The organism is Devosia equisanguinis (assembly GCF_900631955.1).
Lineage (GTDB): Bacteria > Pseudomonadota > Alphaproteobacteria > Rhizobiales > Devosiaceae > Devosia > Devosia equisanguinis.
The window spans coordinates 33,520-56,570 of sequence record NZ_UZWD01000022.1 but is presented as its reverse complement, the minus strand read 5'-3'; the positions used below and the strand labels follow the sequence as shown (position 1 = coordinate 56,570).

26 protein-coding genes are annotated in these 23,051 nt (G+C 62.4%); 17 read left to right on the top strand and 9 right to left on the bottom strand.

Going from position 1 to position 23,051, the window contains the following annotated elements; translation table 11 throughout:
* The first annotated feature begins 10 nt into the window (after nt 1-10).
* The 8 genes from DEVEQU_RS07095 to DEVEQU_RS07060 all read left to right on the top strand — a co-directional run bounded on the left by DEVEQU_RS07095 (nt 11) and on the right by DEVEQU_RS07060 (nt 8,606).
* Nucleotides 11-1,069, top strand: a complete 1,059-nt coding sequence (locus DEVEQU_RS07095) for an ABC transporter permease (RefSeq protein WP_126149888.1) — start codon at nt 11-13, stop codon at nt 1,067-1,069.
* The gene (locus DEVEQU_RS07090) at nt 1,066-1,851 is read left to right on the top strand and encodes an ATP-binding cassette domain-containing protein (RefSeq protein WP_126149887.1); all 786 of its coding nucleotides are present in this window, start codon (nt 1,066-1,068) and stop codon (nt 1,849-1,851) included. Before DEVEQU_RS07095 ends, DEVEQU_RS07090 begins: the two co-directional genes overlap by 4 nt.
* Before the next feature lie 165 nt (nt 1,852-2,016).
* The gene (locus DEVEQU_RS07085) at nt 2,017-3,354 is read left to right on the top strand and encodes an extracellular solute-binding protein (RefSeq protein WP_126149886.1); all 1,338 of its coding nucleotides are present in this window, start codon (nt 2,017-2,019) and stop codon (nt 3,352-3,354) included.
* Nucleotides 3,355-3,425: 71 nt separating this feature from the next.
* Nucleotides 3,426-4,310 (top strand): ABC transporter permease subunit, encoded by an 885-nt coding sequence (locus tag DEVEQU_RS07080; protein WP_126149885.1) that lies wholly within the window; start codon nt 3,426-3,428, stop codon nt 4,308-4,310.
* 10 nt (nt 4,311-4,320) lie between these two features.
* Nucleotides 4,321-5,238 (top strand): ABC transporter permease subunit, encoded by a 918-nt coding sequence (locus DEVEQU_RS07075; protein WP_126149884.1) that lies wholly within the window; start codon nt 4,321-4,323, stop codon nt 5,236-5,238.
* Nucleotides 5,239-5,245: 7 nt separating this feature from the next.
* Nucleotides 5,246-6,358, top strand: coding sequence for an ABC transporter ATP-binding protein (locus DEVEQU_RS07070; RefSeq protein WP_126149883.1), 1,113 nt, complete (start codon nt 5,246-5,248; stop codon nt 6,356-6,358).
* A gap of 16 nt (nt 6,359-6,374) precedes the next feature.
* Complete coding sequence (locus tag DEVEQU_RS07065; RefSeq protein WP_126149882.1) at nt 6,375-7,283, top strand: TIM barrel protein; 909 nt, start codon at nt 6,375-6,377, stop codon at nt 7,281-7,283.
* A 114-nt stretch (nt 7,284-7,397) separates the two neighbouring features.
* Nucleotides 7,398-8,606, top strand: a complete 1,209-nt coding sequence (locus DEVEQU_RS07060) for a TIGR03862 family flavoprotein (protein ID WP_126149881.1) — start codon at nt 7,398-7,400, stop codon at nt 8,604-8,606.
* A 51-nt stretch (nt 8,607-8,657) separates the two neighbouring features.
* On the opposite strand, the gene DEVEQU_RS07055 is transcribed toward DEVEQU_RS07060, so the two are convergent.
* Both DEVEQU_RS07055 and DEVEQU_RS07050 read right to left on the bottom strand, forming a co-directional pair.
* Nucleotides 8,658-9,209, bottom strand: coding sequence for an ActR/PrrA/RegA family redox response regulator transcription factor (locus tag DEVEQU_RS07055; protein ID WP_126149880.1), 552 nt, complete (start codon nt 9,207-9,209; stop codon nt 8,658-8,660).
* Nucleotides 9,210-9,235: 26 nt separating this feature from the next.
* A complete protein-coding gene (locus DEVEQU_RS07050) occupies nt 9,236-10,564 on the bottom strand; it encodes an ActS/PrrB/RegB family redox-sensitive histidine kinase (RefSeq protein WP_126149879.1) in 1,329 nt (442 codons plus the stop codon).
* Nucleotides 10,565-10,706: 142 nt separating this feature from the next.
* Here DEVEQU_RS07050 and DEVEQU_RS07045 point away from each other — a divergent pair, with 142 nt between their 5' ends.
* Nucleotides 10,707-11,162, top strand: coding sequence for a DUF2852 domain-containing protein (locus tag DEVEQU_RS07045; protein WP_126149878.1), 456 nt, complete (start codon nt 10,707-10,709; stop codon nt 11,160-11,162).
* A 68-nt stretch (nt 11,163-11,230) separates the two neighbouring features.
* On the opposite strand, the gene DEVEQU_RS07040 is transcribed toward DEVEQU_RS07045, so the two are convergent.
* Nucleotides 11,231-12,043, bottom strand: coding sequence for an undecaprenyl-diphosphate phosphatase (locus DEVEQU_RS07040; protein ID WP_126149877.1), 813 nt, complete (start codon nt 12,041-12,043; stop codon nt 11,231-11,233).
* A 106-nt stretch (nt 12,044-12,149) separates the two neighbouring features.
* On the opposite strand from DEVEQU_RS07040, the gene DEVEQU_RS07035 reads away from it, so the two are divergent.
* The 4 genes from DEVEQU_RS07035 (at nt 12,150) to DEVEQU_RS07020 (ending at nt 15,604) form a co-directional block, all read left to right on the top strand.
* Nucleotides 12,150-12,827 (top strand): glutathione S-transferase family protein, encoded by a 678-nt coding sequence (locus DEVEQU_RS07035; protein WP_126149876.1) that lies wholly within the window; start codon nt 12,150-12,152, stop codon nt 12,825-12,827.
* A 118-nt stretch (nt 12,828-12,945) separates the two neighbouring features.
* A complete protein-coding gene (queG, locus tag DEVEQU_RS07030) occupies nt 12,946-14,079 on the top strand; it encodes a tRNA epoxyqueuosine(34) reductase QueG (protein WP_206437805.1) in 1,134 nt (377 codons plus the stop codon).
* Entirely contained in the window at nt 14,079-14,954 is an 876-nt protein-coding gene (locus tag DEVEQU_RS07025; RefSeq protein WP_126149875.1) for an SDR family oxidoreductase, read from the top strand. Before queG ends, DEVEQU_RS07025 begins: the two co-directional genes overlap by 1 nt.
* Nucleotides 14,951-15,604, top strand: coding sequence for a GNAT family N-acetyltransferase (locus DEVEQU_RS07020; RefSeq protein WP_126149874.1), 654 nt, complete (start codon nt 14,951-14,953; stop codon nt 15,602-15,604). The genes DEVEQU_RS07025 and DEVEQU_RS07020 overlap by 4 nt, the downstream gene beginning before the upstream one ends.
* 15 nt (nt 15,605-15,619) lie before the next feature.
* Here DEVEQU_RS07020 and DEVEQU_RS07015 read toward each other — a convergent pair whose 3' ends face one another.
* Nucleotides 15,620-16,384: an alpha/beta hydrolase gene (locus tag DEVEQU_RS07015; protein ID WP_126149873.1), complete on the bottom strand. Its 765-nt coding sequence runs from the start codon at nt 16,382-16,384 to the stop codon at nt 15,620-15,622.
* 157 nt (nt 16,385-16,541) lie between these two features.
* On the opposite strand from DEVEQU_RS07015, the gene infC reads away from it, so the two are divergent.
* From infC to DEVEQU_RS06995, 4 genes are all read left to right on the top strand, one after another.
* Nucleotides 16,542-17,078 (top strand): translation initiation factor IF-3, encoded by a 537-nt coding sequence (infC, locus tag DEVEQU_RS07010; RefSeq protein WP_126149872.1) that lies wholly within the window; start codon nt 16,542-16,544, stop codon nt 17,076-17,078.
* Between the two features lie 121 nt (nt 17,079-17,199).
* Nucleotides 17,200-18,345, top strand: coding sequence for a winged helix-turn-helix domain-containing protein (locus DEVEQU_RS07005; RefSeq protein WP_223214131.1), 1,146 nt, complete (start codon nt 17,200-17,202; stop codon nt 18,343-18,345).
* 66 nt (nt 18,346-18,411) lie between these two features.
* On the top strand, nt 18,412-19,719 hold the full coding sequence (pncB, locus tag DEVEQU_RS07000; RefSeq protein ID WP_126149871.1) for a nicotinate phosphoribosyltransferase: 1,308 nt from the start codon (nt 18,412-18,414) through the stop codon (nt 19,717-19,719).
* A 256-nt stretch (nt 19,720-19,975) separates the two neighbouring features.
* Nucleotides 19,976-20,239 carry a hypothetical protein gene (locus tag DEVEQU_RS06995; RefSeq protein WP_126149870.1) on the top strand — a complete coding sequence of 88 codons (264 nt, stop codon included), beginning with the start codon at nt 19,976-19,978 and terminating at the stop codon, nt 20,237-20,239.
* Between the two features lie 7 nt (nt 20,240-20,246).
* Here the strand turns inward: DEVEQU_RS06995 and DEVEQU_RS06990 are convergent, their stop codons facing one another.
* The 5 genes from DEVEQU_RS06990 to tsaB all read right to left on the bottom strand — a co-directional run bounded on the left by DEVEQU_RS06990 (nt 20,247) and on the right by tsaB (nt 22,979).
* Nucleotides 20,247-20,492 carry a hypothetical protein gene (locus DEVEQU_RS06990; protein WP_126149869.1) on the bottom strand — a complete coding sequence of 82 codons (246 nt, stop codon included), beginning with the start codon at nt 20,490-20,492 and terminating at the stop codon, nt 20,247-20,249.
* Between the two features lie 80 nt (nt 20,493-20,572).
* A complete protein-coding gene (locus tag DEVEQU_RS06985; RefSeq protein WP_164550300.1) occupies nt 20,573-21,391 on the bottom strand; it encodes a lysophospholipid acyltransferase family protein in 819 nt (272 codons plus the stop codon).
* A 4-nt stretch (nt 21,392-21,395) separates the two neighbouring features.
* On the bottom strand, nt 21,396-21,788 hold the full coding sequence (locus DEVEQU_RS06980; RefSeq protein ID WP_126149994.1) for a Fur family transcriptional regulator: 393 nt from the start codon (nt 21,786-21,788) through the stop codon (nt 21,396-21,398).
* 88 nt (nt 21,789-21,876) lie between these two features.
* Nucleotides 21,877-22,356 (bottom strand): ribosomal protein S18-alanine N-acetyltransferase, encoded by a 480-nt coding sequence (gene rimI / locus DEVEQU_RS06975; protein ID WP_126149867.1) that lies wholly within the window; start codon nt 22,354-22,356, stop codon nt 21,877-21,879.
* On the bottom strand, nt 22,353-22,979 hold the full coding sequence (gene tsaB / locus DEVEQU_RS06970) for a tRNA (adenosine(37)-N6)-threonylcarbamoyltransferase complex dimerization subunit type 1 TsaB (protein ID WP_164550299.1): 627 nt from the start codon (nt 22,977-22,979) through the stop codon (nt 22,353-22,355). Before tsaB ends, rimI begins: the two co-directional genes overlap by 4 nt.
* Between the last annotated feature and the right edge of the window lie 72 nt (nt 22,980-23,051).

Here is a 23,051-nt window from a genome sequence, read left to right as displayed (position 1 = left end):
AGGTAGGCCCATGTCGAACCCGTCCGAGGCCGAACAGGGCCTTGTCAAACGCACCGAAAGCGTTGCCAGCTTCGAGCATCAAGTGACGCTGCTCTCGCGCATCCAGCATGCGCTGCATTCCAATCCGGCGCTTGTTCCGTTGATCGTGCTGGTGCTGTCAGTGATCGTCTTCGGCGCCCTTTTGGGCGGCAAGTTCTTCTCGTCCTTCGCCATGACGCTGATCCTGCAACAGGTGGCGATCGTTGGCATCGTGGGGGCGGCGCAGTCGCTGGTCATCCTCACCGCCGGCATCGACCTGTCGGTCGGCGCCATCATGGTGCTGAGCTCGGTGATCATGGGGCAGTTCACCTTCAAGCTGGGCATGCCCCCTGCCGTTGCCATCGCCTGCGGGCTGGTGGTCGGCACCTTTATCGGTTTTATCAATGGCTGGCTGATCGCGCGGGTAAAGCTGCCGCCCTTCATCGTGACGCTGGGCATCTGGCAGATCGCGCTCGCCAGTAACTTCCTCTATTCCGGCAACGAGACCATCCGGGCTCAGGAGATCGAGACCCTGGCGCCGCTGCTGCAGTTCTTCGGCAAGTCCTTTACCCTGGGTGGGGCGGTTTTCACCTATGGGGTGATCTTCTTCATCCTGCTGGTCCTGGTGCTGGCCTATGTGTTGCGCCACACCGCCTGGGGCCGGCACGTCTATGCGGTGGGCGACGATCCGGATGCCGCCGAGCTTTCCGGCGTCAACACCAAGCGCATCCTGATTTCCGTCTACATGCTCTCCGGCCTCATCTGCGCCTTTGCCGGCTGGGTGCTGATCGGGCGCATCGGTTCGGTGTCGCCCACCTCCGGGCAATCGGCCAATATCGAATCCATCACCGCCGTGGTGATCGGGGGCATCTCGCTGTTCGGCGGCCGGGGCTCGATCCTGGGCATGTTCTTCGGGGCGCTGATCGTTGGCGTGTTCTCGCTCGGACTGCGCCTCCTCGGCGCGGATGCACAGTGGACCTATCTGCTGATCGGCGTGCTCATCATCGGTGCCGTTGCGGTGGACCAGTGGATCAGAAAGGTGTCGGCATGACCAATCCTATTCTTTCGGCCCGCGGCCTCAACAAGCGCTATGGGCGGGTGACCGCGCTCGACAATTGCGACTTCGATCTGATGCCGGGCGAAATCCTGGCGGTGATCGGGGACAATGGTGCGGGCAAGTCGTCGCTGATCAAGGCGCTGTCCGGTGCCATCACTCCGGACAGCGGCGATATCTTCCTCGAGGGAGAGAAGGTGGCGTTCACCTCGCCCATCGATGCCCGCAATGCCGGGGTGGAGACGGTGTACCAGACGCTGGCCATGTCGCCGGCCCTGTCGATCGCCGACAACATGTTCATGGGGCGCGAATTGCGCAAGCCCGGCTTCATGGGCACTGTGCTGCGCCAGCTCGATCGGCCGGCCATGGAGCGCATTGCGCGCGAAAAGCTGACCGAACTGGGTCTGATGACCATTCAGAACATCAACCAGGCGGTCGAAACCCTCTCGGGTGGTCAGCGGCAGGGCGTGGCGGTGGCGCGGGCGGCGGCTTTCGGCTCCAAGGTCATCATCCTCGATGAGCCCACCGCTGCATTGGGCGTCAAGGAATCCCGCCGCGTGCTCGACCTGATCCAGGATGTGCGCGCCCGCGGCATCCCGATCATCCTCATCAGCCACAACATGCCGCACGTGTTCGAAGTGGCCAACCGCATCCATGTGCATCGGCTGGGCCGCCGCCTCTGCGTCATCGATCCCAAGGACTACACCATGTCCGATGCGGTGGCCTTCATGACCGGGGCCAAGCTCGCTCCCGGTGCGACAGCGGCCAGCGCTGCCTGATCCGCGAAACGAACGGCTGGGCTGGTCCCGCCGTTCGTTTCGTTTTCGGATTTCGTCATTTCGTCATCGAATTGTCGGGTAAAGGTCACTGCATCGAAAACCGGCTGTCATTTTGCGCTCCTAGATGACTCGCGCCTCAAGGCGACCCATCGGAGAGACGCTCAAATGACACGCACCCGGCTGCTCGGCGCAGCGACCACCCTTACCGCGCTTGCGCTCGTTACCGCCCCTGCCATGGCCCAGACCAAGTTCGAGTTCTGGTACGGCCTGTCCGGCGATCTCAGCGAGCGTATCCAGGACATGTGCAAGACCTTCAACGAGTCCCAGTCGGACTATGAGATCGTCTGCGTCAGCCAGGACAATTACGACAACAACCTGCAGAACACGATTGCCGCGTTCCGCGCCAACAAGCAGCCGACCGTCACCCAGATCTTCGACGCAGGCACGCTCGACCTGATGTTGTCCGAGGCCTATGTGCCGGTGCGTCAGCTGATGGAAGAAAACGGCTACGACATCGATTGGTCGAATTATTTCGCCGGTGTCGGTTCCTATTATTCCACTTCGACCGGCGAACTGCTGTCGATGCCCTTCAATTCCTCGACTGCGGTGATCTATTACAATACCGATGCGCTGGCCAAGGTCGGCTTTGAGGGCACACCCTCGACCTGGACTGAGGTCGAAGACGTCGCGCGCAAGATGAAGGCCGCCGGCTATGACTGCCCGGTCGCGTTCGATCCGGCTGGTGCCTGGCAGTGGTTCGAGCAGTTCTCCGCCATTCACGACCAGCCGATCGCCACTTTGGGCAATGGCTTTGGTGGCCTCAATGCCGAAATGGCCGTGTCCAAGGGCAAGTTCGTCGACCAGCTGACCTGGATCAAGGCGATGTATGACGAAGGTCTGTTCGTCCTCAAGTCCAAGGATACCGGCGAGACCGCCAACGACGCCTTCGTCAACGGCAAGTGCCAGATCACCTCGTCCTCGATCGCCGACCACGGCACCTTTGGCAAGCAGGCCGCCGAAGGCGTGCACTGGACCGTCGCCATGCTGCCGATGCTGGAAGGCTTCGAGCGCCACAATTCCTTCGTGGGCGGGGCTTCGCTCTGGACCCTCAAGGGCAAATCGGCCGAGGAATATAAGGGCGCTGCCGCCTTCTACAACTTCCTCGCCACCCCCGAGCAGACCCAGTGGTGGTCCACCGTTACCGGCTATATCCCGGTCACCAATTCCGGTTTCGAGGCCATGAAAGCCGCCGGCTTCTATGACGGTGCTCCCTATAAGGGCCGTGAACTGGCTATCGAATCCCTGACCATGCCGGCCGGTGAAAACACCCGCGGCATTCGTCTGGGCGGCTATGCCTCGATCCGCGCCGAAATGGTCAAGACCATCCAGTCGGTGCTGTTCAACAATACCCCGGTTCCCGAGGCGCTGGCCGATTTCGACGCCAAGGGCAATGAAATGCTCCGCCGCTTCGAGCAGACCTACGCCGGCAAGACGCTCCCCTGATCGCTTGAACGCTTGCATGCGGGCGGCTTTGGCCGCCCGCAGTCCTGTTCCGATCTTTCAGGAGACTTCAGTTGGAACGATCCGCCTATTACCGCAACCGGGTGCTGCCCTGGCTGCTCCTGGCCCCGCAGCTGATCCTGGTGCTGGTGTTCTTCTACTGGCCGACATCGCAGGCGCTTTACTGGGCCTTCACGCTCGAGCAGCCTTGGGGTGGTGGCAATAGCTGGGTGGGGTTGCAAAACTTCATCAGCATTTTCGGCGACAAGTCCTATTGGTCAACCGTGCTGCGTTCGGGCCTTTATGCGGCGGTGACAACAGGCATTTCGATGTCTATCGCGCTGGTGCTGGCGTCGTTTGTCGACCGCTCGCTCAAGGGCACGAAGTTCTTCCAGTCCGTCTATGTCTGGCCCTATGCCATTGCAGCGCCGGCGGCCGGGGTCGCCTTCCGCTTTATCTTTGCCCCCGAATCCGGGCTGATCGGCGCGCTCAACACCATCTGGCCGGGCCTGTGGAATCCGGCCATCAATGGTGGCCAGGCGCTGCTGATGGTCATGGTGTGCCATGCCTGGCTCGGCATCGGCTACAATTTCATCTTCTTCCTCGCCGCCCTGCAGATGATCCCGCGCTCGATCAGCGAGGCCGGCGCCATGGATGGCGCGCGCCCGGTGCGGCGTCTGTTCGACCTGCAGCTGCCGCTGATCGCGCCGACTGTCTTTTTCCTCATGATCATGAACCTGATCTCGAGCTTCACCGACAGTTTCGGGCTCATCGATGTGATGACCGAAGGCGGCCCCTTCGGGCAGACCGAGGTGATGGTCTACAAGATCTATTTCGACGGCTTCAAAACGCTCGATTACTCCGGCGCTGCGGCTCAGTCGATCGTCCTCATGCTCATCGTCATCGCGCTGACCTTCGTCCAGTTCAAATGGGTCGAACGGCGCGTCCATTACAATTGAGGCGTCAGAGATGATCGAACGCTCCCCCATTTTCGACGCCGTCACTTACCTGGCCATGGCCATCGGGGCCTTTCTCGTGGTCGTGCCGTTCTGGATCACGCTGGTCGCCGGCAGCCAGTCGCTGCAGGAAGTGAGCCAGGTGCCCATCAACCTGCTGCCATCGTCCCACCTCTGGGAGAATTTGCAGGTGGCCTGGGCGCGGGCCGATCTCGGGCCCAAGATGATCAACAGCTTCATCGTCGCCGTCGGGGTGACGGTAGGCAAGATCGTGCTGGCCTCGCTCTCGGCCTTTGCCATCGTCTTCTTCAACTTCCGCGGGCGGATGATCAGCTTCTGGTTGATCTTCATCACCCTGATGTTGCCGCTCGAAGTGCGCATCGTGCCCACCTATGCCATCGCTGCGAACGCCTTCCTGCCGTTCCAGGTGATCCTCGATACGCTTGGCATCACCGGGCTGGTCGAGGCGGTGTCGAGCGTGCGCATCAGCCTCGAATGGAACCTGCTCAATTCCTATACCGGCCTCATCCTGCCGCTGGTCGCCACAGCCACCGGCACCTTCCTCTATCGCCAGTTCTTCATGACCATTCCAGATGAACTGGTCGAGGCCTCCAAGATGGACGGTGCCAGCCCCGTCCGCTTCTTCTTCGATGTGCTGCTGCCCTTGAGCCGCACCAATATGCTGGCGCTGGCCACCATCATGTTCGTGTCGAGCTGGAACCAGTATCTCTGGCCACTGCTGATCACCACCGATCGCGCCACCTACGGAACCGTGGTCATGCAGCTCAAGGCGCTGATCCCAGCCCAAAACGGCACGCCGGACTGGAATGTCACCATGGCCGGCGCCCTCATCATCATGCTGCCGCCGCTTCTGGTCGTTGCCTTCATGCAGCGCTGGTTCGTGCGCGGCCTCATTACCCGAGACAAGTGAGTATCCCATGGCTGCCATCAGCTTCACCGATGTGCGCAAGCGCTATCAGAAAAACGACGTGATCCATGGCGTGAATGTGGAGATCGAAACCGGCGAATTCGTCGTTATCCTCGGCCCTTCGGGTTGCGGCAAGTCCACCCTGCTGCGGATGATTGCGGGGCTCGAGGCGATCTCCGCGGGAACCATCGCCATTGATGGCCGGGTGGTCAACGCGCTCGAGCCGCGCGAACGTGGCTGCGCCATGGTGTTCCAGAACTATGCGCTTTATCCGCATATGAGCGTGCGCCAGAATATCGGCTATGCGCTCAAGGTCGCTGGCATGAAACGCGCCGAGCGGGACGCCAAGGTGCTCAAGGTCGCCAAGTCGGTGAGCCTCGAGCCCTATCTCGACCGCAAGCCGGGCGAATTGTCCGGCGGGCAGCGCCAACGTGTCGCCATGGCCCGCGCCATGGTGCGCGAGCCCAAGGTGTTCCTGTTCGACGAGCCCTTCTCCAACCTCGATGCCAAGCTGCGCGTCGCCATGCGGGCGGAAGTGCGCAGCCTGCACCGGAGCCTGGGCGTTACCTCGGTCTTCGTCACCCACGACCAGACGGAGGCCATGACCCTGGCCGACCGGCTGATCGTCATGAATGCGGGTATTGTCGAACAGGTTGGCACGCCTTCGGAGGTCTATCACCGTCCGGCAAGCCTCTTCGTCGCCGACTTCATCGGTTCGCCTGCCATGAACCTGATCCGGGGATTTTTCGGCGCGGACGGCTATTTCCGCCATGGCCAGGCGGGCATGATCCGCCTGCCGACCCTGGCGCCACATCATGTGAGCCGGGAAGTCTCGATCGGCATCCGCCCCGAATTGGTGCGTCGCGTCGATGCCGGCCACAAGGACGCCATTTCGGCAGTTGTGGACTATACCGAGGAGCTCGGCGCATCCCGCCTGATCTATGCCCGCGCCGATGGCAGCCCGATCATCGCCGTCGATGCCGCGAAGGATCCGCTCACCACCGGCATGCCTGTTCAGTTCGCATTTGCCGAAGACGATCTGCATGTCTTCAGCCACGACACCGGCCGTCGAATCGACCGGGCGCTCCAGAGCCAGCCCCTGCACACCCCCATCAATGCCTAATCAAGGAACCCCCATCATGGGCAATATCATCGGAACCGGTTTCAACGTGTCGTCGGCTGATGGCGAAATCGACAGTATGCACCAGGATCTGCGGGCGCTGGCTGAGATGGGCGTCGATACAGTCGAGCTCGGTATTACCGGCGTCGACATCATCGCCGGCGGTCGCATCATTCCCGAACGCCTGCAGCGTCTGCTTTCCAGCACCAGCCAGTTCGATTTCCGCTACACTGTCCATGGCCTGGTCTCTTCCAACTTCATGGACCCGGTGACGCAGCGTTACCAGCTCGACGCTGCCAAGGCGCTGGTTGAACTCTGCGACCGCGTCGGCGCCCGAGTGCTGGTGCAGCATGGCGGCAATCTGCGCGCCGACCAGATCGATGAACGTGCCGGCGCCGATGCGCGGGAACGCGAAGCGCTGACCGAACTGGCCGAATTTGCCCGTCCCTATGGCGTGCATATTGCGCTCGAGAACATCTTTACCACCGAGCCGGGCCAGTATCGCCAGACCCCGGCGCAGGTGGCCGAGACGGTTAAGGCGGTCAACCACCCCAATGTGGTGGCGCTGATCGACTTCAGTCACGCCTATATCGAAAGCACCTATCGCGGCCTCGATTTCTTCGCCGAGATTGCCGCCATGGCTCCGGTCACCGGACATCTGCATGTTCACGACAGCTTCGGTCGTCCGCAGGGGTTCTTCCGCGGCTACCACGTGCAGGAAAACACCGCGCTGGGCATTGGCGATCTGCATATGCCGCTGGGATGGGGTGATATCGATTGGGAGCGCATTTTCTCCGAACTCACCTTCTTGCCCGATACGGTGCTGATGATGGAAATCGGTCGCCGCTATCGCGCCGAGCAGCCGGCCAGCCTTGAGCGCGCCCGGGCGCTGGCTGGACTGCAGCCCATGATGCAGGCGGCGCAGTAAGCGCTGCGTTTTACGATCTCAGTGCGGGGGCAGGCTGCTGACGCGGCCCGCCCTTTGCCTTTCCTGGCCGCTGTGCCAAGAGAGGCGTGAATAGATCCACGCACGGGACGCAGCATGGCAGGCGCCAGAATCGGCATTATCGGAGGCGGCCCGGCCGGGCTGATGGCGGCGGAGGCCGCGGCCGGGCAGGGCGCCGAGGTGGTGGTGTTCGAGGCGATGCCGACCCTTGGTCGCAAGCTGCTGATGGCCGGCAAGTCGGGTCTCAACATCACCCATTCCGAGGCCGAACCGGCATTCACTGGCCGCTATGGTGCCGCCAGTGCGCGGCTGTCGACGGCGCTTGCGGAGTTCGGCGGCCCCGCCTTGCGCGTCTGGTGTGAGGGGCTGGGGATCAAGACTTTTGTCGGATCATCAGGGCGGGTGTTTCCCGAGGTGATGAAGGCGTCGCCGCTGTTGCGGGGGTGGCTGGCCAGGCTGGCGGGGCAGGGTGTGAGCCTCAGAACCCGGCATCGCTGGGTGGGGTTCGACGGCAACGCCGTTGTCTTCGAAACGTCCGACGGGCGGCAGGTCGAGCGCTTTGATGCGCTGGTCCTGGCGCTGGGTGGCGCGAGTTGGCCGCGCCTGGGCTCGGATGGACGCTGGACCGGCATTCTCGCCGACAGTGGCGTGCCGCTGACGCCCTTCCGCCCCGCCAATTGCGCCTTCGAGCGCGCTTGGAGCTCGATTTTCATTGAGCGTTTTGCCGGACAACCGATCAAGCCGGTGGTCGCCACCAGCGCCATCGGCAGCGTGCCGGGGGAATTCGTGATCAGCCGCTGGGGCGTCGAGGGCAGCCTCGTCTATGCCCATGCGGCGGCGCTGCGCGATGCTATCGCGCGGGACGGCGCTGCGACCCTGACACTCGATCTGGTGCCGGGGCGCGATGTCGAGCGACTGGCGCGTGATCTTTCCCGACAGCCCGCCAAGGCCAGCTTTGCCAACCGCTTGCGCAAGGGGGCGGGGCTTGATGCTGTCAAGGCTGGCCTCTTGCGCGAAGTGGCGCCTGAGGCAGCCAGCCTGCCGCCCGAGGCCCTGGCCAACCTGATCAAAGCGGTGCCGCTGGTGCTGGCGTCGACACGGCCGATGGAAGAGGCGATTTCCGTTGCTGGCGGCGTCGACCTTGCCGGTATCGACGAAAATTTCATGCTTCGACAAATGCCGGGCGTGTTCGTCGCCGGGGAAATGCTGGATTGGGAAGCGCCGACCGGCGGCTATCTGCTCACGGCGTGCTTCGCCACCGGCCGCGCGGCAGGGCTTGCGGCGGCGCGTTACATCCGGGCGTAGGTCGACGTTGACTGTTCCCCTCGGGTCGCCCGAGGGGAAGTTGGCGTAGTGTCAGCGCGGCGCGCGCTTGGCCAGAATGCGCTGCAGGGTGCGGCGGTGCATGTTGAGCCGGCGCGCGGTTTCCGAAACATTGCGGTCACAAAGTTCGTAGACGCGCTGGATATGCTCCCAGCGGACCCGGTCGGCCGACATCGGATTTTCCGGCGGCTCCGGCTTGTCTTCGCCCGTGGCCAGCAGCGCGTTGATGACGTCGTCGGCGTCCGCTGGCTTGCTGAGATAATCCATGGCGCCGAGTTTGACGGCGGTCACCGCGGTGGCGATGTTGCCATAGCCGGTGAGGACAACGGCGCGCGCCTCGGGGCGCTTCTGGTGCAGGGCCGAGACCACGTCGAGGCCATTGCCGTCTTCCAGGCGCAGATCCACCACCGCATAAGCAGGGGGACGTTCGCTGACGGCCGCCAAGCCTGCCGCCACTGTGCCGGCGATACGCACTTCAAAGCCGCGGCGCGCCATGGCGCGCTCGAGGCGGGTCAGAAAGGCCGCGTCGTCGTCGACGAGCAGGAGGCTCGGGTCGGCAGCCAGAAGATCTTCGATCGTACTCATGGCTTCTCCATATGCTGTTGCCGGCTCTACGTCAAAACGCGACTGTCAGATTGTGCGGCAAAAGCGCTGCGGGGCCAGGTGATGGTTACCCGCGCATTGCCCGCGGGCTGGTCATTGTCGAATTTGAGCCGCGCGCCGGTGCGCTCGAGCAGAGTTTTGGCGATGAAGATGCCGAGCCCCAGGCCGCCGGGCTTGTGAGAATCGCTGCCCGCCGGGTCGCGTGGGCGGCTGGTGAGATAGGGCTCGCCCAGCCGCGCGATAAGCTCGGGGGCAAAGCCCGGACCATCGTCGGTGATCGAGACGCTGATAGTGCTCTGGTCCCAGCCACTTTCGATACGGACTGTCTGGCGGGCGAAATCGGTGGCGTTCTCGATGAGATTGCCCAGTCCATAGAGCAAGCCGACGCTGCGCGGCAGCACCGGCGGCAGACCGGCGGCCTTTTCCGAATAGAAAAGAATGACCTTGCCGCGCCCCTCATGCGGGCGCGCCACTTCGGCAAGAATGTCGGTCAGTGGCGCCTCGGCAAACGGGTCGGCGGGATCGCTACCCAGATTGCGCAATTTGGCGAGGATGGCGCGGCAGCGCGCGGTCTGCGCGATGATGAGCTCGACGTCTTCGGCCAGAGGGCTGCCTTCCTCGGCTTCGGCCCGCATTTCCTTGGCGGCCAGCGCAATGGTGGAAAGCGGCGTGCCCAGTTCGTGCGCGGCGGCGGCGGCGAGGCCGTCCAGCGCCGAAAGCTGCTCCTTGCGCGACAGGGCCAGTTCGGTAGCCGCCAGCGCGTCGGCGATCTGGCGCGAATCATGGGCCACGCGATTGGTATAGGCGGAGATGAAGACCACGCCGCAGATGATCGACACCCAGATGCCGATGACATAGATGCGGTTGAAGACGATGATCTCGCCGGGAGCCCAGGGCAGGGGCAAGTGCAGCACCGATATAAGGGAGGCAATGGTCGCCGCGAGGACGGCGATCAGCAGTGCCGGGCGTTGCGGCAGAGTGGTTGCCGACACCGAAACCGGCGCCAGCAGCAGCAGCGAGAATGGATTTTGTAGACCCCCGGTCAGCGCCAGAAGGCCACCGAGTTGGCAGAGGTCGAAGGCCAGCAACAGGGCGGCGAAGCGCGCGGAGAGGCGCAGCGAATTGCCATGGCGCAGCACTAAACCAATATTGAGTGCGGCCGAGAGGGCGATCAGCGCCAGGCACTGCCAGAGAGGCAATGGAAAGCCCAGGCCCCATTGCACGAATAGCACGCCGATGGTTTGCCCGGCGACAGCCAGCCAACGCAGCAGCACCAGCGATTGCAACCGCAGGGGACGCCAGCCGGGCGGGCGGGCGAGATCGGGTTGATCGGTCAATATGGCCTCCCACTCGGCTCAACGGGCCGGCGCATAGGAAATGCCGGGGCCCATTTCAAGTCAAAAAACTCCATAGGCACAGGCTTGATCCCACCCCCTTGAGGACCACCTATCAAGCATCGTGACTGGGAGACGAAACGACATGAACACAGCACTTATCAAACCGCAATGGTCCCCTCTGACCATCGCTCTTATGGTCATCGGCTTCATCCTGTTCTGGCCGCTGGGCCTGGCCATGCTCGCCTACATCCTGTGGGGCGAGAAATTTGGTGGCTCTGCCGAAAAGGCGCAGGCCTACTGGAACAAGGGATGCAGCTATATGCGCAACAACAACAAGCGCCAGGGCTTCGGCCCGGCTCGCCACGCCTCGTCCGGCAATGCCGCCTTCGACGACTACCGCGCCGAACAGATGCGTCGTCTCGAGGAAGAGCGTGCGCGGCTCGATGCCGAAATCGACGCCTTCCACGAATATATGGCCAACCTCAACAAGGCCAAGGATCGTGAAGAGTTCGACCGCTTCATGAGCGAGCGTCGCGGCAATCGCCAGGGTTATGGCGACAATGGCGAGCAGAACAACAATTGGGGCCATAACGGCTAAGCCGGCCCCAATTTCTCCGACCTCCTCCTGACGAATGACTGGCGCCCCCAAAAGGGGCGCCTTTTTTGTCAGAGGCCGAAAACCAGGATGGCGATGAGCCCGGCGCCACCCACCAGGATGCGCCACCAGGCGAAGGGGGCGAAGCCATGTCGTGACACGAAATCGAGCAGGTATTTGACTACCAGGGCGCCGACCACGAAGGAGGCGGCGAAGCCGATGGCGATGTTGAGCCCTAGGCTCATGTCGATCAGCTCGCGGCTTTTATAGAGATCATAGCCGAAGGCGCCGATCATGATCGGCAGGGCGACAAAGAAGGTGAACTCGGCCGCCGAACGTTTGGAGGCGCCGAATAGCATGGCGCCGACTACGGTGGAGCCGGAGCGCGACACGCCGGGGATGAGGCTGAGCACCTGAAACAGGCCGACGACCAGCGCCAGATACCAGGGGAACTGATAGATATCGTCGTAGCGCACCGTCTTCGGCATGCGGTCCACCGCGAGAAGAACGATGCCGCCGAGCAAGAGGGAAATGCAGATCACCAAAGGCGATTCATAGATCACCTGCTGGATGTATTCGCGGAACAGGACGCCGATGATTACCGCAGGAATACAGGCGATGATTACCGCGACCGCAAAGTGCCAGGCATAGGCTTTGCCGGTCAGCGCGTCGCGGATCAGCACGCCCAATTTGGCGAAATAGATGGTCAGAACCGCCAGGATCGCCCCCAGCTGGATCAGTACGATAAAGGTGGCCGGCTGGCTGAGGCCGAAGAAATGTCCGGCCAGCAGCAGGTGCCCGGTTGAGCTGACTGGAAGGAATTCGGTAAGCCCTTCGATAATTCCCAGCACCAGCGGCACAAAAAGACCTTGATCGACGTTCATCTGATCCCCTAACTCGTTTTTTCGGATCGCATTGCCACCTGCTCTTAGTCCTGTTCGCAATGGGCGCCAAGGCGGCGGCGATCAACAGCCAGCAGAGCGTCATTTCATGCCAACACTCGTGCATTATCCCCTTGATCCGGCGTCCCGCCTCATTCGGCTGATGTGTGCCGAATATGGCGTGCCCCTGGATGTCGAGGAGGTGCGTCCCTGGTTGCGCGACGAAAATCTGCTGGAGCTCAATCCGGCCGCGACCTTGCCGATCCTGTTCGGCGATGCCGACACGCCGATCGTGGGGATCATGGCCTCGATCCATGCGGTGGAAGATTTTTACACGCCGACTGCGGTGCAGGGCCTGTTCCCCGCCGACCCCTATGTGCGCGCCGAGATGTGGCGACTGGTCGAATGGGTGCTGATCAAGCTCAATGACGAAGTGACGCGCTATCTGCTCGAGGAAAAGATTGCCAAGCGCGACCAGCGCGGCGCCACTCCGGAGCCGTCGGTGCTGCGCGCGGCCAAGGCCAATCTGGGCGAGCACATGCTCTATTTCAACTGGCTCCTCGCCAGTCGCAACTGGCTGGCGGGTGACGATATGAGCCTCGCCGATTTTGCGCTTGCTGCCCATCTTTCGACGCTCGACTATATGGGTGATATCGACTGGTCAAAGTCGCCCGAGAGCCGGGACTGGTATGCCCGGCTCAAGTCGCGCCCGGCCTTTCGCACCCTGCTCAACGACCGCGTCGTAGCCATGCCGCCGTCCAAGGGCTATGCAGACCTGGATTTCTGATCGTCTGCAATATGTCCCCTACACCGGCTCGTCACCCTCGGGCCTGACCCGAGGGCGTTTGCGATGATGGAAAAGCCTTCCGGCCAAGCCTGAGAATGACGATCTGGGAGTGTGAAGGTTGCGCGTTCCCTTGCTTGATCCGCAAAAACTGATCGCCGAGGTTAGGGCCCGTGCAGAAGCCTTGGGCTTTGACGCCTTCGGCATTGCGCGCGCCGATGCGCGGCCAGATCTGCCGGAGAAACTTGCTCATGCGCTGGCCGAGGGCTGGCACGCCGACATGGAATGGATGGCCGAGACCGAGGAAAGGCGCGGCGACCCGCGCCGACTTTGGGCGGAAGCGCGCTCGGTGATCCTTCTGGGCGTCAATTATGGGCCAGAAACTGACCCGATGGCGCTCCTTGCGGAAAAGAATATCGGCATCATTTCGGCCTATGCCCGCAATCGCGACTATCATGACATCATCAAGGGTCGGCTCAAGGAGCTTGCCGGGCTGATGGCGCGGCGTCTGGGCTCAGATGTCAAGGTGTTCGTCGATACCGCCCCGCTGATGGAAAAGCCTCTCGCAGAGGCCGCGGGGCTGGGCTGGCAGGGCAAGCATTCCGTGCTGGTCAGCCGGCAGTTCGGTTCCTGGCTGTTTCTGGGCGCCATTCTGACCGATGCAGAACTGCCCCCTGACACGCCTGGCGCCGAAAGCTGCGGCTCTTGCACGCGTTGCCTCGATATCTGCCCAACCGATGCCTTTCCCGCTCCCTTCCGGCTGGATGCGCGAAAGTGCCTCGCCTATTATTCGGTCGAGCACAAAGGGCCCATTCCGCGTGAATTTCGTGTGGCCATGGGCAATCGTGTCTATGGTTGCGATGATTGTCTGGCCGTGTGCCCATGGAACAAATTTGCCAGCGTCAGCCGCGAAGCCAAATTGCGCAGCCGGGCTGAATTCGAGCGACCGGCGCTGGCCGCGCTTGCATTGCTCGACGATGCAGGGTTCCGCGACCTGTTTGCAGGCTCGCCGGTCAAGCGCATAGGCCATGCCCGGTTTTTGCGCAATGTGCTGATCTGTATCGGCAATTCTGACAATGCCGCACATGTCCCCGCCGTTGTGGCACGTTTGGATGATGCGTCGCCGCTGGTACGTGGTGCCGCGATCTGGGCACTGCGCCGGCTCGACCCGCAAGGGGCCGATGCGGTAAGGCAGGAGTGGTTGGCGCAGGAAAGCGACGCCGACGTGCGCGAAGAATGGAACGGAGCGGTGTGATGGCGACCTTGTTTTTCGGCCTTGGTTTTTCCTCGCAGGCCAGCGCCAGAGCCATGCGCGCTTCCGGCGGTTTCGCGCCGATCTACGGCACGGTACGCACACCGGAAAAAGCCATAGCGCTGACCGGGGAAGGGGTCACCGGGCTGGTGTTCGATGGCGCCCAGGCCTCGCGTGAGGTGAGTGAGGTATTGCGGGGCGGCACGGTTGGTCATGTGGTGCTCTCCATCGCGCCCGATGCCGATGGCGATCCCGTGTTGCGCGAGCATCGCGCCGATCTCGATGCGGATAGCGCGCTGGAATGGCTCTGCTATTATTCGACGGTCGGGGTCTATGGCGATTTTGGCGGCGCGTGGATCGACGAGAGTGCTGAACTGGTGCCGCGCAATATGCGCTCGGATTATCGTGTCGTGGCCGAGCAGCAGTGGCGTGACTATGCCGCCGAACGCGGTGTGCCGCTTTGCATCCTGCGTTTGGCAGGGATTTATGGTCCGGGCCGCTCGAGCTTCGACAAGCTTCGAGACCGAACAGCGCGGCGGATCATAAAGCCGGGACAGGTATTCAACCGCATTCATGTCGAGGATATCGCCCGCGTCACCACGCTGGCAGCACAGAAGCGCCTCGCTGGGACTTTCAACATGGCCGATGACGAACCGGCGCCGCCCCAGGACGTAATCGCCTATGCTGCCGACTTGATCGGGATGGATGTGCCGCCCGACCTGCCCTTCGAGACGGCGGAGATGACGCCGATGCAGAAGAGCTTTTACCGCGACAATAAGCGGGTTTCCAACCGCGCCATCAAGACGGCCCTGGGCATTGAAATGCTCTATCCCAACTATCGCGCCGGCCTTGCCCAGATCCTGGAGAGTGAACAATGAGCCTCACGCCCGCCAAATCAGCACCCCAGCGCGTCGTGCTGGATGGTCGCTATGTGCGGCTGGAACCCATCGAGGATCGGCACGCCGCCGATCTTTATGCCGTCTCGAGCCTGCCGGGTGGGCCGGAGCGCTATCGCTGGCTTTTTAGCGACGCCCCGGCATCCCTGGCCGAGATGAAGGCGCGAATCGAACAGGTCAATGCCGGGGCGGACCGGTTCGTGGCCATCGTCGACAAGTCCAGCGGCAAGGCTGTGGGCCAGCAGGCCTGGATGCGTATTCGTCCCGAACATGGCTCGATCGAAATCGGCGGGGTCTATTGGGGCCTGCCAATGTCACGCACCCGCATGGCCACCGAAGCGCTGTATCTGTTTGCGCGTCACGCCTTCGATGATCTCGGCTATCGCCGGTTCGAGTGGAAATGCAATGTCCGCAACGAACCGTCCAAGGCTGCGGCGACGCGTTTCGGCTTCGTGTTCGAGGGCATTTTCCGCCAGGATATGATCCTCAAGGGCGAGAGCCGCGACACGGCATGGTTCTCCATTCTGGATGGCGAATGGCCCGCACTGCGCGCCGAATATGAGCGCTGGCTATCGCCAGAGAATTTTGACGCAGCGGGGCAGCAGAAGACCAAGCTGGCGATAAGGCAATAGGTCGCTATTGCGCTGCTAGACCAGCTCCAGGACCGCTTTGCGCAACACTGCAAGGTCTTCCTCTCGGCTCAGACGGTGGTCGCCATCTGGGATGCGGGTGAGTGTGGCAGGATCGTGCAGCAGATGGGTCAGGAGCTTTTCGGCATGGGCAGGCGGAACGTCCGGGTCCTTGCCGCCCTGCAGGATGTGGATGGGACAGCCGGTTTCGATGACGCTGCCGAAAAGGCTGTGGTTGGCGCCATCGGCGATCAGTCCGGCGGTGTAGCGATAGGGGCCGTCGCCATAGGCACTCTCTCGGTCAAAATAGCCCACTTGCTCGAGATCGGCCTGCTGCTTTGCGGACATGCGGGCAGGGATCAGGGTCGATGTGGCGTCCACGGCCGGGGCGATCAGCACCAGGCCCTTGAGTGGGGTGCCGCGCGCCAATTGCCGGCGGGCGAGGAGTAGCGCGATCCAGCCGCCCATGGATGAACCGCAGACGATCTGCGGGCCCGCAGTCGTTGCGAACACGGCCTCTGCTTCTTCCAGCCAGCGGCTGATGGTGCCGTCATCGAAGGCGCCGCCCGACGCCCCATGGCCGGAATAGTCGAAGCGGGTGACGGCAAGACTCCGTTCCGCCCCCAGAGCATCGAGCGCCTTGGCCTTGGCGCCACCCATGACCGAGCGGAAGCCATTGAGCCAGAAGAGGCCAGGCGTCGCGCCGGGGCGTTGTTCTACGGCAATGCTGCGCGCCGCCGGTCCACTGCCCAATTCTATGGAAAATCGCTTGATGGAACTCATGAGGAGCGCGTGACATTTCCCTTGCGAAGCAAGACAGGGTATAAGGGGCGCAAGACCTCAGAAAATCGCTGATTGCGCCAGTTGACTTCTGCTGCCGCTACCACGATTTTAGGGCCGATTTCACCCCCCTGGCACAATAGCATAAGGAAAGCTTGCCATTCGCCGTCCCATGAGACCCGTGGCGCCCCAGAAAGATGGGCCGCTTGCCAACGAGGATATTACCAGCCCCGACGTTCAGCTGATCGATGCGGAAGGGGAAAACCGGGGCATCGTACGCACCCGCGAGGCGCTGGCCGAAGCGCAGGAACAAGGTCTTGATCTTGTCCTGATCGCCGCCAATTCCAATCCGCCCGTGGCCAAGATGCTCGATCTTGGGCGTTACAAATATGCGGCGCAGAAGAAGGCCGCCGAAGCGCGCAAGAAGCAGAAGGTGATCGAGGTCAAGGAAGTTCAGCTGCGGCCGAACATCGATGACCATGACTACCAGACCAAGATGAAGGCCGTGCAGCGTTTTCTGGACGAAGGCGACCGCGTCAAGGTCACCATGCGTTTCCGTGGCCGCGAAATGGCCCACCAGGATTTGGGCATGCAGCTTCTGATCAAGGTCAAGGAGCAGACCGAGGCGATTGCCAAGGTCGAGAGCCAGCCGCGCTCCGAAGGCCGCCAGATGGTGATGGTGCTGGCGCCCAAGTGAGCCGCCAGGCTTTCAGATTTTGAAAGAGCGGGTCTTCGGGCCCGCTTTTTTATTGGTTGTTTCCGGGTTGGTGGCTCAGCGCCGTTCCTCTATTGTTCTCGCATCTGCAAGGGGAATCAATGTGGCAAAGCCTGCGCCTGTTTTGTCGAAAGCTGCGGCCCGTGCGCTCTGGTTGCGTGCGCAAAGGCTGGACGAGGCTGCGCCCTTCGGTGCGGGTCCGCAGGCGACGCTTAAGGCCATCGCCCATCTGGGCTATGTGCAGATCGACACCATCAACGTCATCGAACGGTGTCACCACCATATCCTGTTTTCCCGCATTCCCGACTATGCGCGCGCCGATCTGGGCCAGCTGCAATCGGCGGAAAAGTCGATCTTCGAATATTGGACGCATGCGCTGAGCTACGTGCCGGTCGAGGATTTGCCGTTCTTCGTGCCGGCGATGAAGGCCTATCGCACCAATCCGAGCGCCTGGTTCGGTTCGGTGACCAAGACGGAGGTTGCGGCGATGAAGAAGCGCCTGCGCGAACAGGGGCCGCTTTCCATCCGCGATATCGACGATGACGAGCTGGTCGACAAGACCCATCTCTGGGCCAGCCGCAAACCCTCCAAGCGCGTGCTGCAACTGATGTTCTATCAGGGTCTGGTGGCGATCTCGGGGCGCGACGGCATGCTCAAGACCTATGACCTGGTGGAGCGGCATTTCGGCTGGGAGACCATCCCCAAGGCGGCCACCGAGCGGCAGGTGACAAACTATCTGCTTGATCGGGCGCTGCGCAGTCAGGGCGTCGTCAGTCTTGATTCCATCTGTCATCTCAATGCCCGCGCCAAGACGGCAGTGCGCGAGGTCATTGAGGCCCGGGTGAAACGGCGGCAATTGGTGGCAGTGTCGCTGGACGGTGTCGAGACCGTGTCGCACTGGACCACGCCAGCGGCGCTCGAGGCGCCGTCGCTGCAGGCGAGCGGGCGCGTGCACATCCTCTCGCCTTTCGATCCGCTTATTATCCAGCGCAAGCGTCTCAAGCAGTTCTTCGACTACGACCACATCTTCGAGGCCTATGTGCCGGCGGCCAAGCGCCGCTATGGCTATTTCGCCCTGCCGGTCGTGGTCGATGATCGCGTCGTTGCCGCAATTGATCTCAAGACCGATCGGCAGGCGGGCAAGGTGCTGGTGCAGAAATGGAGCTGGCTCGAAGAGGTCGGGCAGGAGACCAGGATTGCCATCGATAGCGAACTTACTCGCTTCGAGCGCTTTCAACTGGACGCCTGAGGCGCGGGGCGGCTTTCCTTTGCGCGGCGGCGCGCGCTACAACCTCGGGGCGACGTGGGGATTGCAATGGCGACTTATACTGATATTGCGCGGCGGGTTTACAACCATACCTTCAAGCTCGACCCGATCGTGCGGAGCCTGCTCGACACCGATTTTTACAAACTGCTGATGTTGCAGATGATCTGGGGGCTCTATCCCAAGGTCGAAGCGACGTTCAGCCTGATCAATCGCACCAAATCTGTGCGACTGGCCGAGGAGATCGATATCGACGAATTGCGGGCCCAGCTCGACCATTGTCGCAGCCTGCGCTTTTCGAAAAAGGAAATGATCTGGCTGGCCGGCAACACCTTCTACGGCTCCAAGCAGATCTTCCAGCCAGGCTTCCTGCGCTGGCTGGAGAATTTCCAACTGCCCGAATACCGGCTGGAAAAGCGCGACGGGCAGTTCATCCTCGAATTCCCCGGACTCTGGGTGGAAACGACGATGTGGGAAATTCCGGCGCTCGCGATCATCAACGAGTTGCGTTCGCGCGCGGCCCTCAAGCATTACGGTCCCTTCGCGCTCGACGTGCTCTATGCGCGCGCCAAGGCCAAGATGTGGGAGAAGGTGGAAAGGCTGCAAAAGCTGCCTGACCTCAAGATTTCCGATTTCGGAACACGGCGGCGGCATTCCTTCCTCTGGCAACGCTGGTGCGTCGAGGCTCTGAAGGAAGGGATCGGCGAGAACTTCACCGGCACGTCCAATGTCAAGCTGGCCATGGATACCGATCTGGAGGCCTTGGGTACGAATGCCCATGAGCTGCCGATGGTGTTGGCGGCGCTGGCGCGGTCAGACGAGGAGCTGCGCGAAGCGCCCTACCGCGTATTGCAGGACTGGAAGAGCTATTATGGTGGCAATCTCCTGATCGTGCTGCCCGACGCCTTCGGCACGGATGCCTTCCTGCGCGACGCGCCGGACTGGGTCGCCGACTGGACCGGCTTCCGTCCGGACAGCGCGCCGGCCATCGAGGGCGGCGAAAAGATCATCGATTTCTGGCGGGCGCGCGGTCGCGATCCGCAGGAGAAGCTGCTGATCTTTTCCGATGGGCTCGACGTCGACATGATCGAGGAAGCCTATCTGCATTTCGACGGCAAGGTGCGGATGAGTTTCGGCTGGGGCACCAATCTGACCAATGATTTCGAGGATTGTGCGCCTGGCCCCAATCCGGGCCTCAAGCCGATTTCCATTGTCGCCAAGGTCAGTGAGGCCAATGGTCGCCCGGCGGTAAAGCTCTCGGACAATCCAGCGAAGGCCACCGGCGACACGTCCGAAATCGAGCGCTATATCAGGGTGTTCGGCGACAATGGACGGGTGGAGCACGCCGTCCGGGTGTAGAGTGTTCTGCCGCTGCGACAGGGCGTTGCGCCCTGCTTTTTTCAGGTGAAGCCGGCAGACTTTTTGCGTCTCGTCGCACCCAAGATCGTGGAAAGTCTGATTGGCGCCTCATTTCGCCCGCCTTGCCGGCTCAAACGGGCGGGCTGATTTGTCTTTTGTTTTCGCCTGTGGAGAACCCTCTGGCGGTGTCGCGGGTTAACGACCCGTGAACTTCCGCGGACCACTGTGTCCATTGGGGGCTCCACTGGAGCCAAGTATGCCTATTGAACTCATCGATATTGCCGTGGCTGAACGCCATGCCCACCCCAGCCTCTCGGATCGGATCACTGGAAAAGTCAGGGCGGTGCTGAGCGAAACCATAGATGGCCGCGACCAGCAGCATGAAATACTCGTCCCGGTGTGGACCGACCGCAATGCAGCAATGACCGATGAGGATGTCGACCTGGCGCTATTGGTCAAGGCTGCCGATATCGTTGGGCGACTGAAGCAGCGGCTGGCGCCACCTCAAGACGAGGCCTGAGCCTTGCCTATTGGCCCTGGCGGGCCAGTTCCTCGAAATAGCGGCGTTGGGTGTCCGAAAGGCCGGCGGTGCGGCGGGTCATCTCTGGGGACGTCGTCTGCGCCACCGGGGCGTGATAGCGATAGGCCGGAGCGGAGGCGAAATGGGCCGCGCGTTCTTCGAGGCGCCGGGCCGCGCGTTGGCGTTCGTCGCGGAAGAACCAGGCCGTGACCGAGATCACCAACGCCCAGATGATGACGAGCTGAAAAGTCATGTTGCGCTCCATTGCGATGGAGCCACACATAGATAATGAACCGTTAACGGCAAAGCGAAGTCGCCTGTTAGGCTTAACCGCTAAACTTGCTCCGATTGTGCCGTCGGCGCGGGCAGGGTGCCGGTGCGGTTGAGGGCGACAAGCATGGCGCGCACCTGCTGTTCCGCCGCCTTGGTCACGGCCTTGCGGTCGCTGCCGGCGGTAAGCGGCATCGGCGTGCCGAAGGCAACGGTGACGTCCTTGACCGGGCCCCCCAGGATTTCGCTGATATTCTGCCCGACGGATTTCGACTTGATCCAGGCGATCAGCGAACGCTCATTGCGGCTGACTGGCAGGCCCTGCAGCCTGGTATAGGCAATGGTGAGCGGCTGGATCAGCACATCGGTGGCACCGGCCTCGATCATGGCGTGCTGAGCAGCGCCGACCAGCGCCGAGCGGAATGGCAGGACGTGGGTGCCGATATCGGACTGCCCCTCGGCAAACAGCAGCACCGCATTGCCGCTGGCCATATGCGCACCCATGGCCTGGGCGGTACGCCCGGCATCGGTGCGGCGCGTGCGATCGACATAGATGGTCTTTTGCAGATTGGCCATCAGGCCGACAAAGGGCCAGTCGCCGACTTCGCGCTTGGCCACGAAAGTGACATCGGCCACCGAGCCGATGGCCACGATGTCGGTCCAGGAGATGTGGTTGGAGACCAGCAGCGTGGGGCGCCCGGTTGAGGGTTCGCCGAGGAGCGTCACACGCAGGCCGAGGAACGTGCAGCCCAGCTTATGAAAGAGGCGCGGCAATATCGGCCAGAAAGGGAGCCGCAGCGCCACGATCAATGCCTGAAGCGGGATTACCACGATCAGGAACGGCACGAGGACGAAGATGAAAAACAGCGAGCGAAACAGCATCGGCTTAGTCGGCCTTGGGACTCGACGGTTCGTTGAGGGGCACGGCATAGAGTTCGAGGCGATGATCGATCAGCCGATAGCCCAGTCGCTTGGCAATCAGCTCCTGGATGGCCTCGATCTCCTCATTGCGGAACTCGATGACCTTGCCGGTGCGGATATCGATGAGGTGGTCGTGGTGCTCGTCGGGGATCAGTTCGAACCGCGCGCGACCATCCTTGAAATCGTGCTTGGTGATCAGCCCTGCCTCTTCGAAGAGGTTGACCGTGCGATAGACGGTCGACAGCGAAATGCGCGCATCGATGCTGGAAGCACGTCGATAGAGTTCTTCGACGTCGGGGTGATCGGAGCTGTCCTCGATCACCCGGGCAATGACGCGGCGCTGATCGGTCATGCGCATGCCGCGCTGCACGCAGGCCTCTTCGAGCGTCGGTTCGGAAGGGTTCCGGCTCAAGCCATCGCTCCTTGTCTGAGGATTTGTCTTGGGGTTACCCAAGATCGCGCGCCATGACAAGCGCAGTGGCTGCAGACCCGTCAGGACGGGGATAATAGCCCTTGCGTGTGGAAATGCGCACAAAGCCGAGTTTTTCGTAGAGTCGGATGGCTGGCATGTTCTGTTCGTCGACCTCGAGGAACATGCGCCGGGCCGGCGACAGCATGAGATCGGCGAACACGGCCTGCATCAGTGCCCGCCCCAATCCCTTGCCGCGCCATTTGGGATCAACGGCGATGCTCAAGAGCTCGGATTCATCGAGAACGGTGCGGATAACAGCAAAGCCGGCCATACGCCGTTTGGCATCGCAGGCGATGTAGATGGGCGTCGCCTTGTCGTCGAGAAAGCGGGTGAACTCCTCGGAGGGCCAGCCGCGGAAGAAGCTCTGGGCATGGATGCGTGCCAGGTCCTTGGCATCTTGGGATTCCCCCGGTTCGATATGCAGGCCCGCCGGTGCCATCCAGAGCTTGATCATGGCTGGCGCCTCGGAATGCGCGAGGCGTCCTGCGGCTTGGCATCGGCATCGCGCACATAGGCGGCGTGGGGTGGATAGTCGGCCGGGTCGGCTGTGGCCGCAAAGCGGGCCATGGCGCCGATATCGACAAAGGGGGACTCGATGAGCGTCGAGTCGGGGACAATGGCGGCGCGCGCCTCGGCCATGGGCAGCAGGCGCGGGCCCTCGGCGCGTCGGCCCGGGGCCGGGAAGGCTTCGAAATAGGCTTCGTCGCGGCGGGCATCGAGCAGCACCGTCACCGGGCCCGAGGAGGCCCCGAGCGAGAGTGCAAGCAGGCTGGGTATGCCAAGTACCGGAATGGCGCGGGCCAGGCCCAGGCCGCGGGCTGCCGAGAGCCCGATGCGCAGGCCGGTGAACGAGCCCGGCCCGGTGGTGGTGGCGATGCGTTGCAGTTGCGCATAAATGACGCCGTTGCGCGCGAGAAGCGTGTCGACGCGCGCGAACAATAGCTCGGCATGACCTTTGGCGATGTCCTCGACCAGCGTATCAACCCGGCCGTCGTAGCGCAGCAAGGCCAGTTGCAGGCGCGGCGCGGCCGTGTCGATGGCAAGGGTCAGCGGCTGCGGCACGACATCATCACTCAAGGCGCAAACTCCCTGGCCCTGCGGCGACTGGCCTTTGCGTGAGGCCGGGGCTTGAGGGGCGGCGGGCCCATC

Coding starts and splice junctions, on each gene's coding strand:
- DEVEQU_RS07095 (WP_126149888.1), top strand. CDS start 11: ATGTCGAACCCGTCCGAGGCCGAACAGGGCCTTGTCAAACGCACCGAA.
- DEVEQU_RS07090 (WP_126149887.1), top strand. CDS start 1,066: ATGACCAATCCTATTCTTTCGGCCCGCGGCCTCAACAAGCGCTATGGG.
- DEVEQU_RS07085 (WP_126149886.1), top strand. CDS start 2,017: ATGACACGCACCCGGCTGCTCGGCGCAGCGACCACCCTTACCGCGCTT.
- DEVEQU_RS07075 (WP_126149884.1), top strand. CDS start 4,321: ATGATCGAACGCTCCCCCATTTTCGACGCCGTCACTTACCTGGCCATG.
- DEVEQU_RS07070 (WP_126149883.1), top strand. CDS start 5,246: ATGGCTGCCATCAGCTTCACCGATGTGCGCAAGCGCTATCAGAAAAAC.
- DEVEQU_RS07065 (WP_126149882.1), top strand. CDS start 6,375: ATGGGCAATATCATCGGAACCGGTTTCAACGTGTCGTCGGCTGATGGC.
- DEVEQU_RS07060 (WP_126149881.1), top strand. CDS start 7,398: ATGGCAGGCGCCAGAATCGGCATTATCGGAGGCGGCCCGGCCGGGCTG.
- DEVEQU_RS07055 (WP_126149880.1), bottom strand. CDS start 9,209: ATGAGTACGATCGAAGATCTTCTGGCTGCCGACCCGAGCCTCCTGCTC.
- DEVEQU_RS07045 (WP_126149878.1), top strand. CDS start 10,707: ATGAACACAGCACTTATCAAACCGCAATGGTCCCCTCTGACCATCGCT.
- DEVEQU_RS07040 (WP_126149877.1), bottom strand. CDS start 12,043: ATGAACGTCGATCAAGGTCTTTTTGTGCCGCTGGTGCTGGGAATTATC.
- DEVEQU_RS07035 (WP_126149876.1), top strand. CDS start 12,150: ATGCCAACACTCGTGCATTATCCCCTTGATCCGGCGTCCCGCCTCATT.
- DEVEQU_RS07025 (WP_126149875.1), top strand. CDS start 14,079: ATGGCGACCTTGTTTTTCGGCCTTGGTTTTTCCTCGCAGGCCAGCGCC.
- DEVEQU_RS07020 (WP_126149874.1), top strand. CDS start 14,951: ATGAGCCTCACGCCCGCCAAATCAGCACCCCAGCGCGTCGTGCTGGAT.
- DEVEQU_RS07015 (WP_126149873.1), bottom strand. CDS start 16,384: ATGAGTTCCATCAAGCGATTTTCCATAGAATTGGGCAGTGGACCGGCG.
- pncB (WP_126149871.1), top strand. CDS start 18,412: ATGGCGACTTATACTGATATTGCGCGGCGGGTTTACAACCATACCTTC.
- DEVEQU_RS06995 (WP_126149870.1), top strand. CDS start 19,976: ATGCCTATTGAACTCATCGATATTGCCGTGGCTGAACGCCATGCCCAC.
- DEVEQU_RS06990 (WP_126149869.1), bottom strand. CDS start 20,492: ATGACTTTTCAGCTCGTCATCATCTGGGCGTTGGTGATCTCGGTCACG.
- DEVEQU_RS06985 (WP_164550300.1), bottom strand. CDS start 21,391: ATGCTGTTTCGCTCGCTGTTTTTCATCTTCGTCCTCGTGCCGTTCCTG.
- DEVEQU_RS06980 (WP_126149994.1), bottom strand. CDS start 21,788: ATGCGCATGACCGATCAGCGCCGCGTCATTGCCCGGGTGATCGAGGAC.
- rimI (WP_126149867.1), bottom strand. CDS start 22,356: ATGATCAAGCTCTGGATGGCACCGGCGGGCCTGCATATCGAACCGGGG.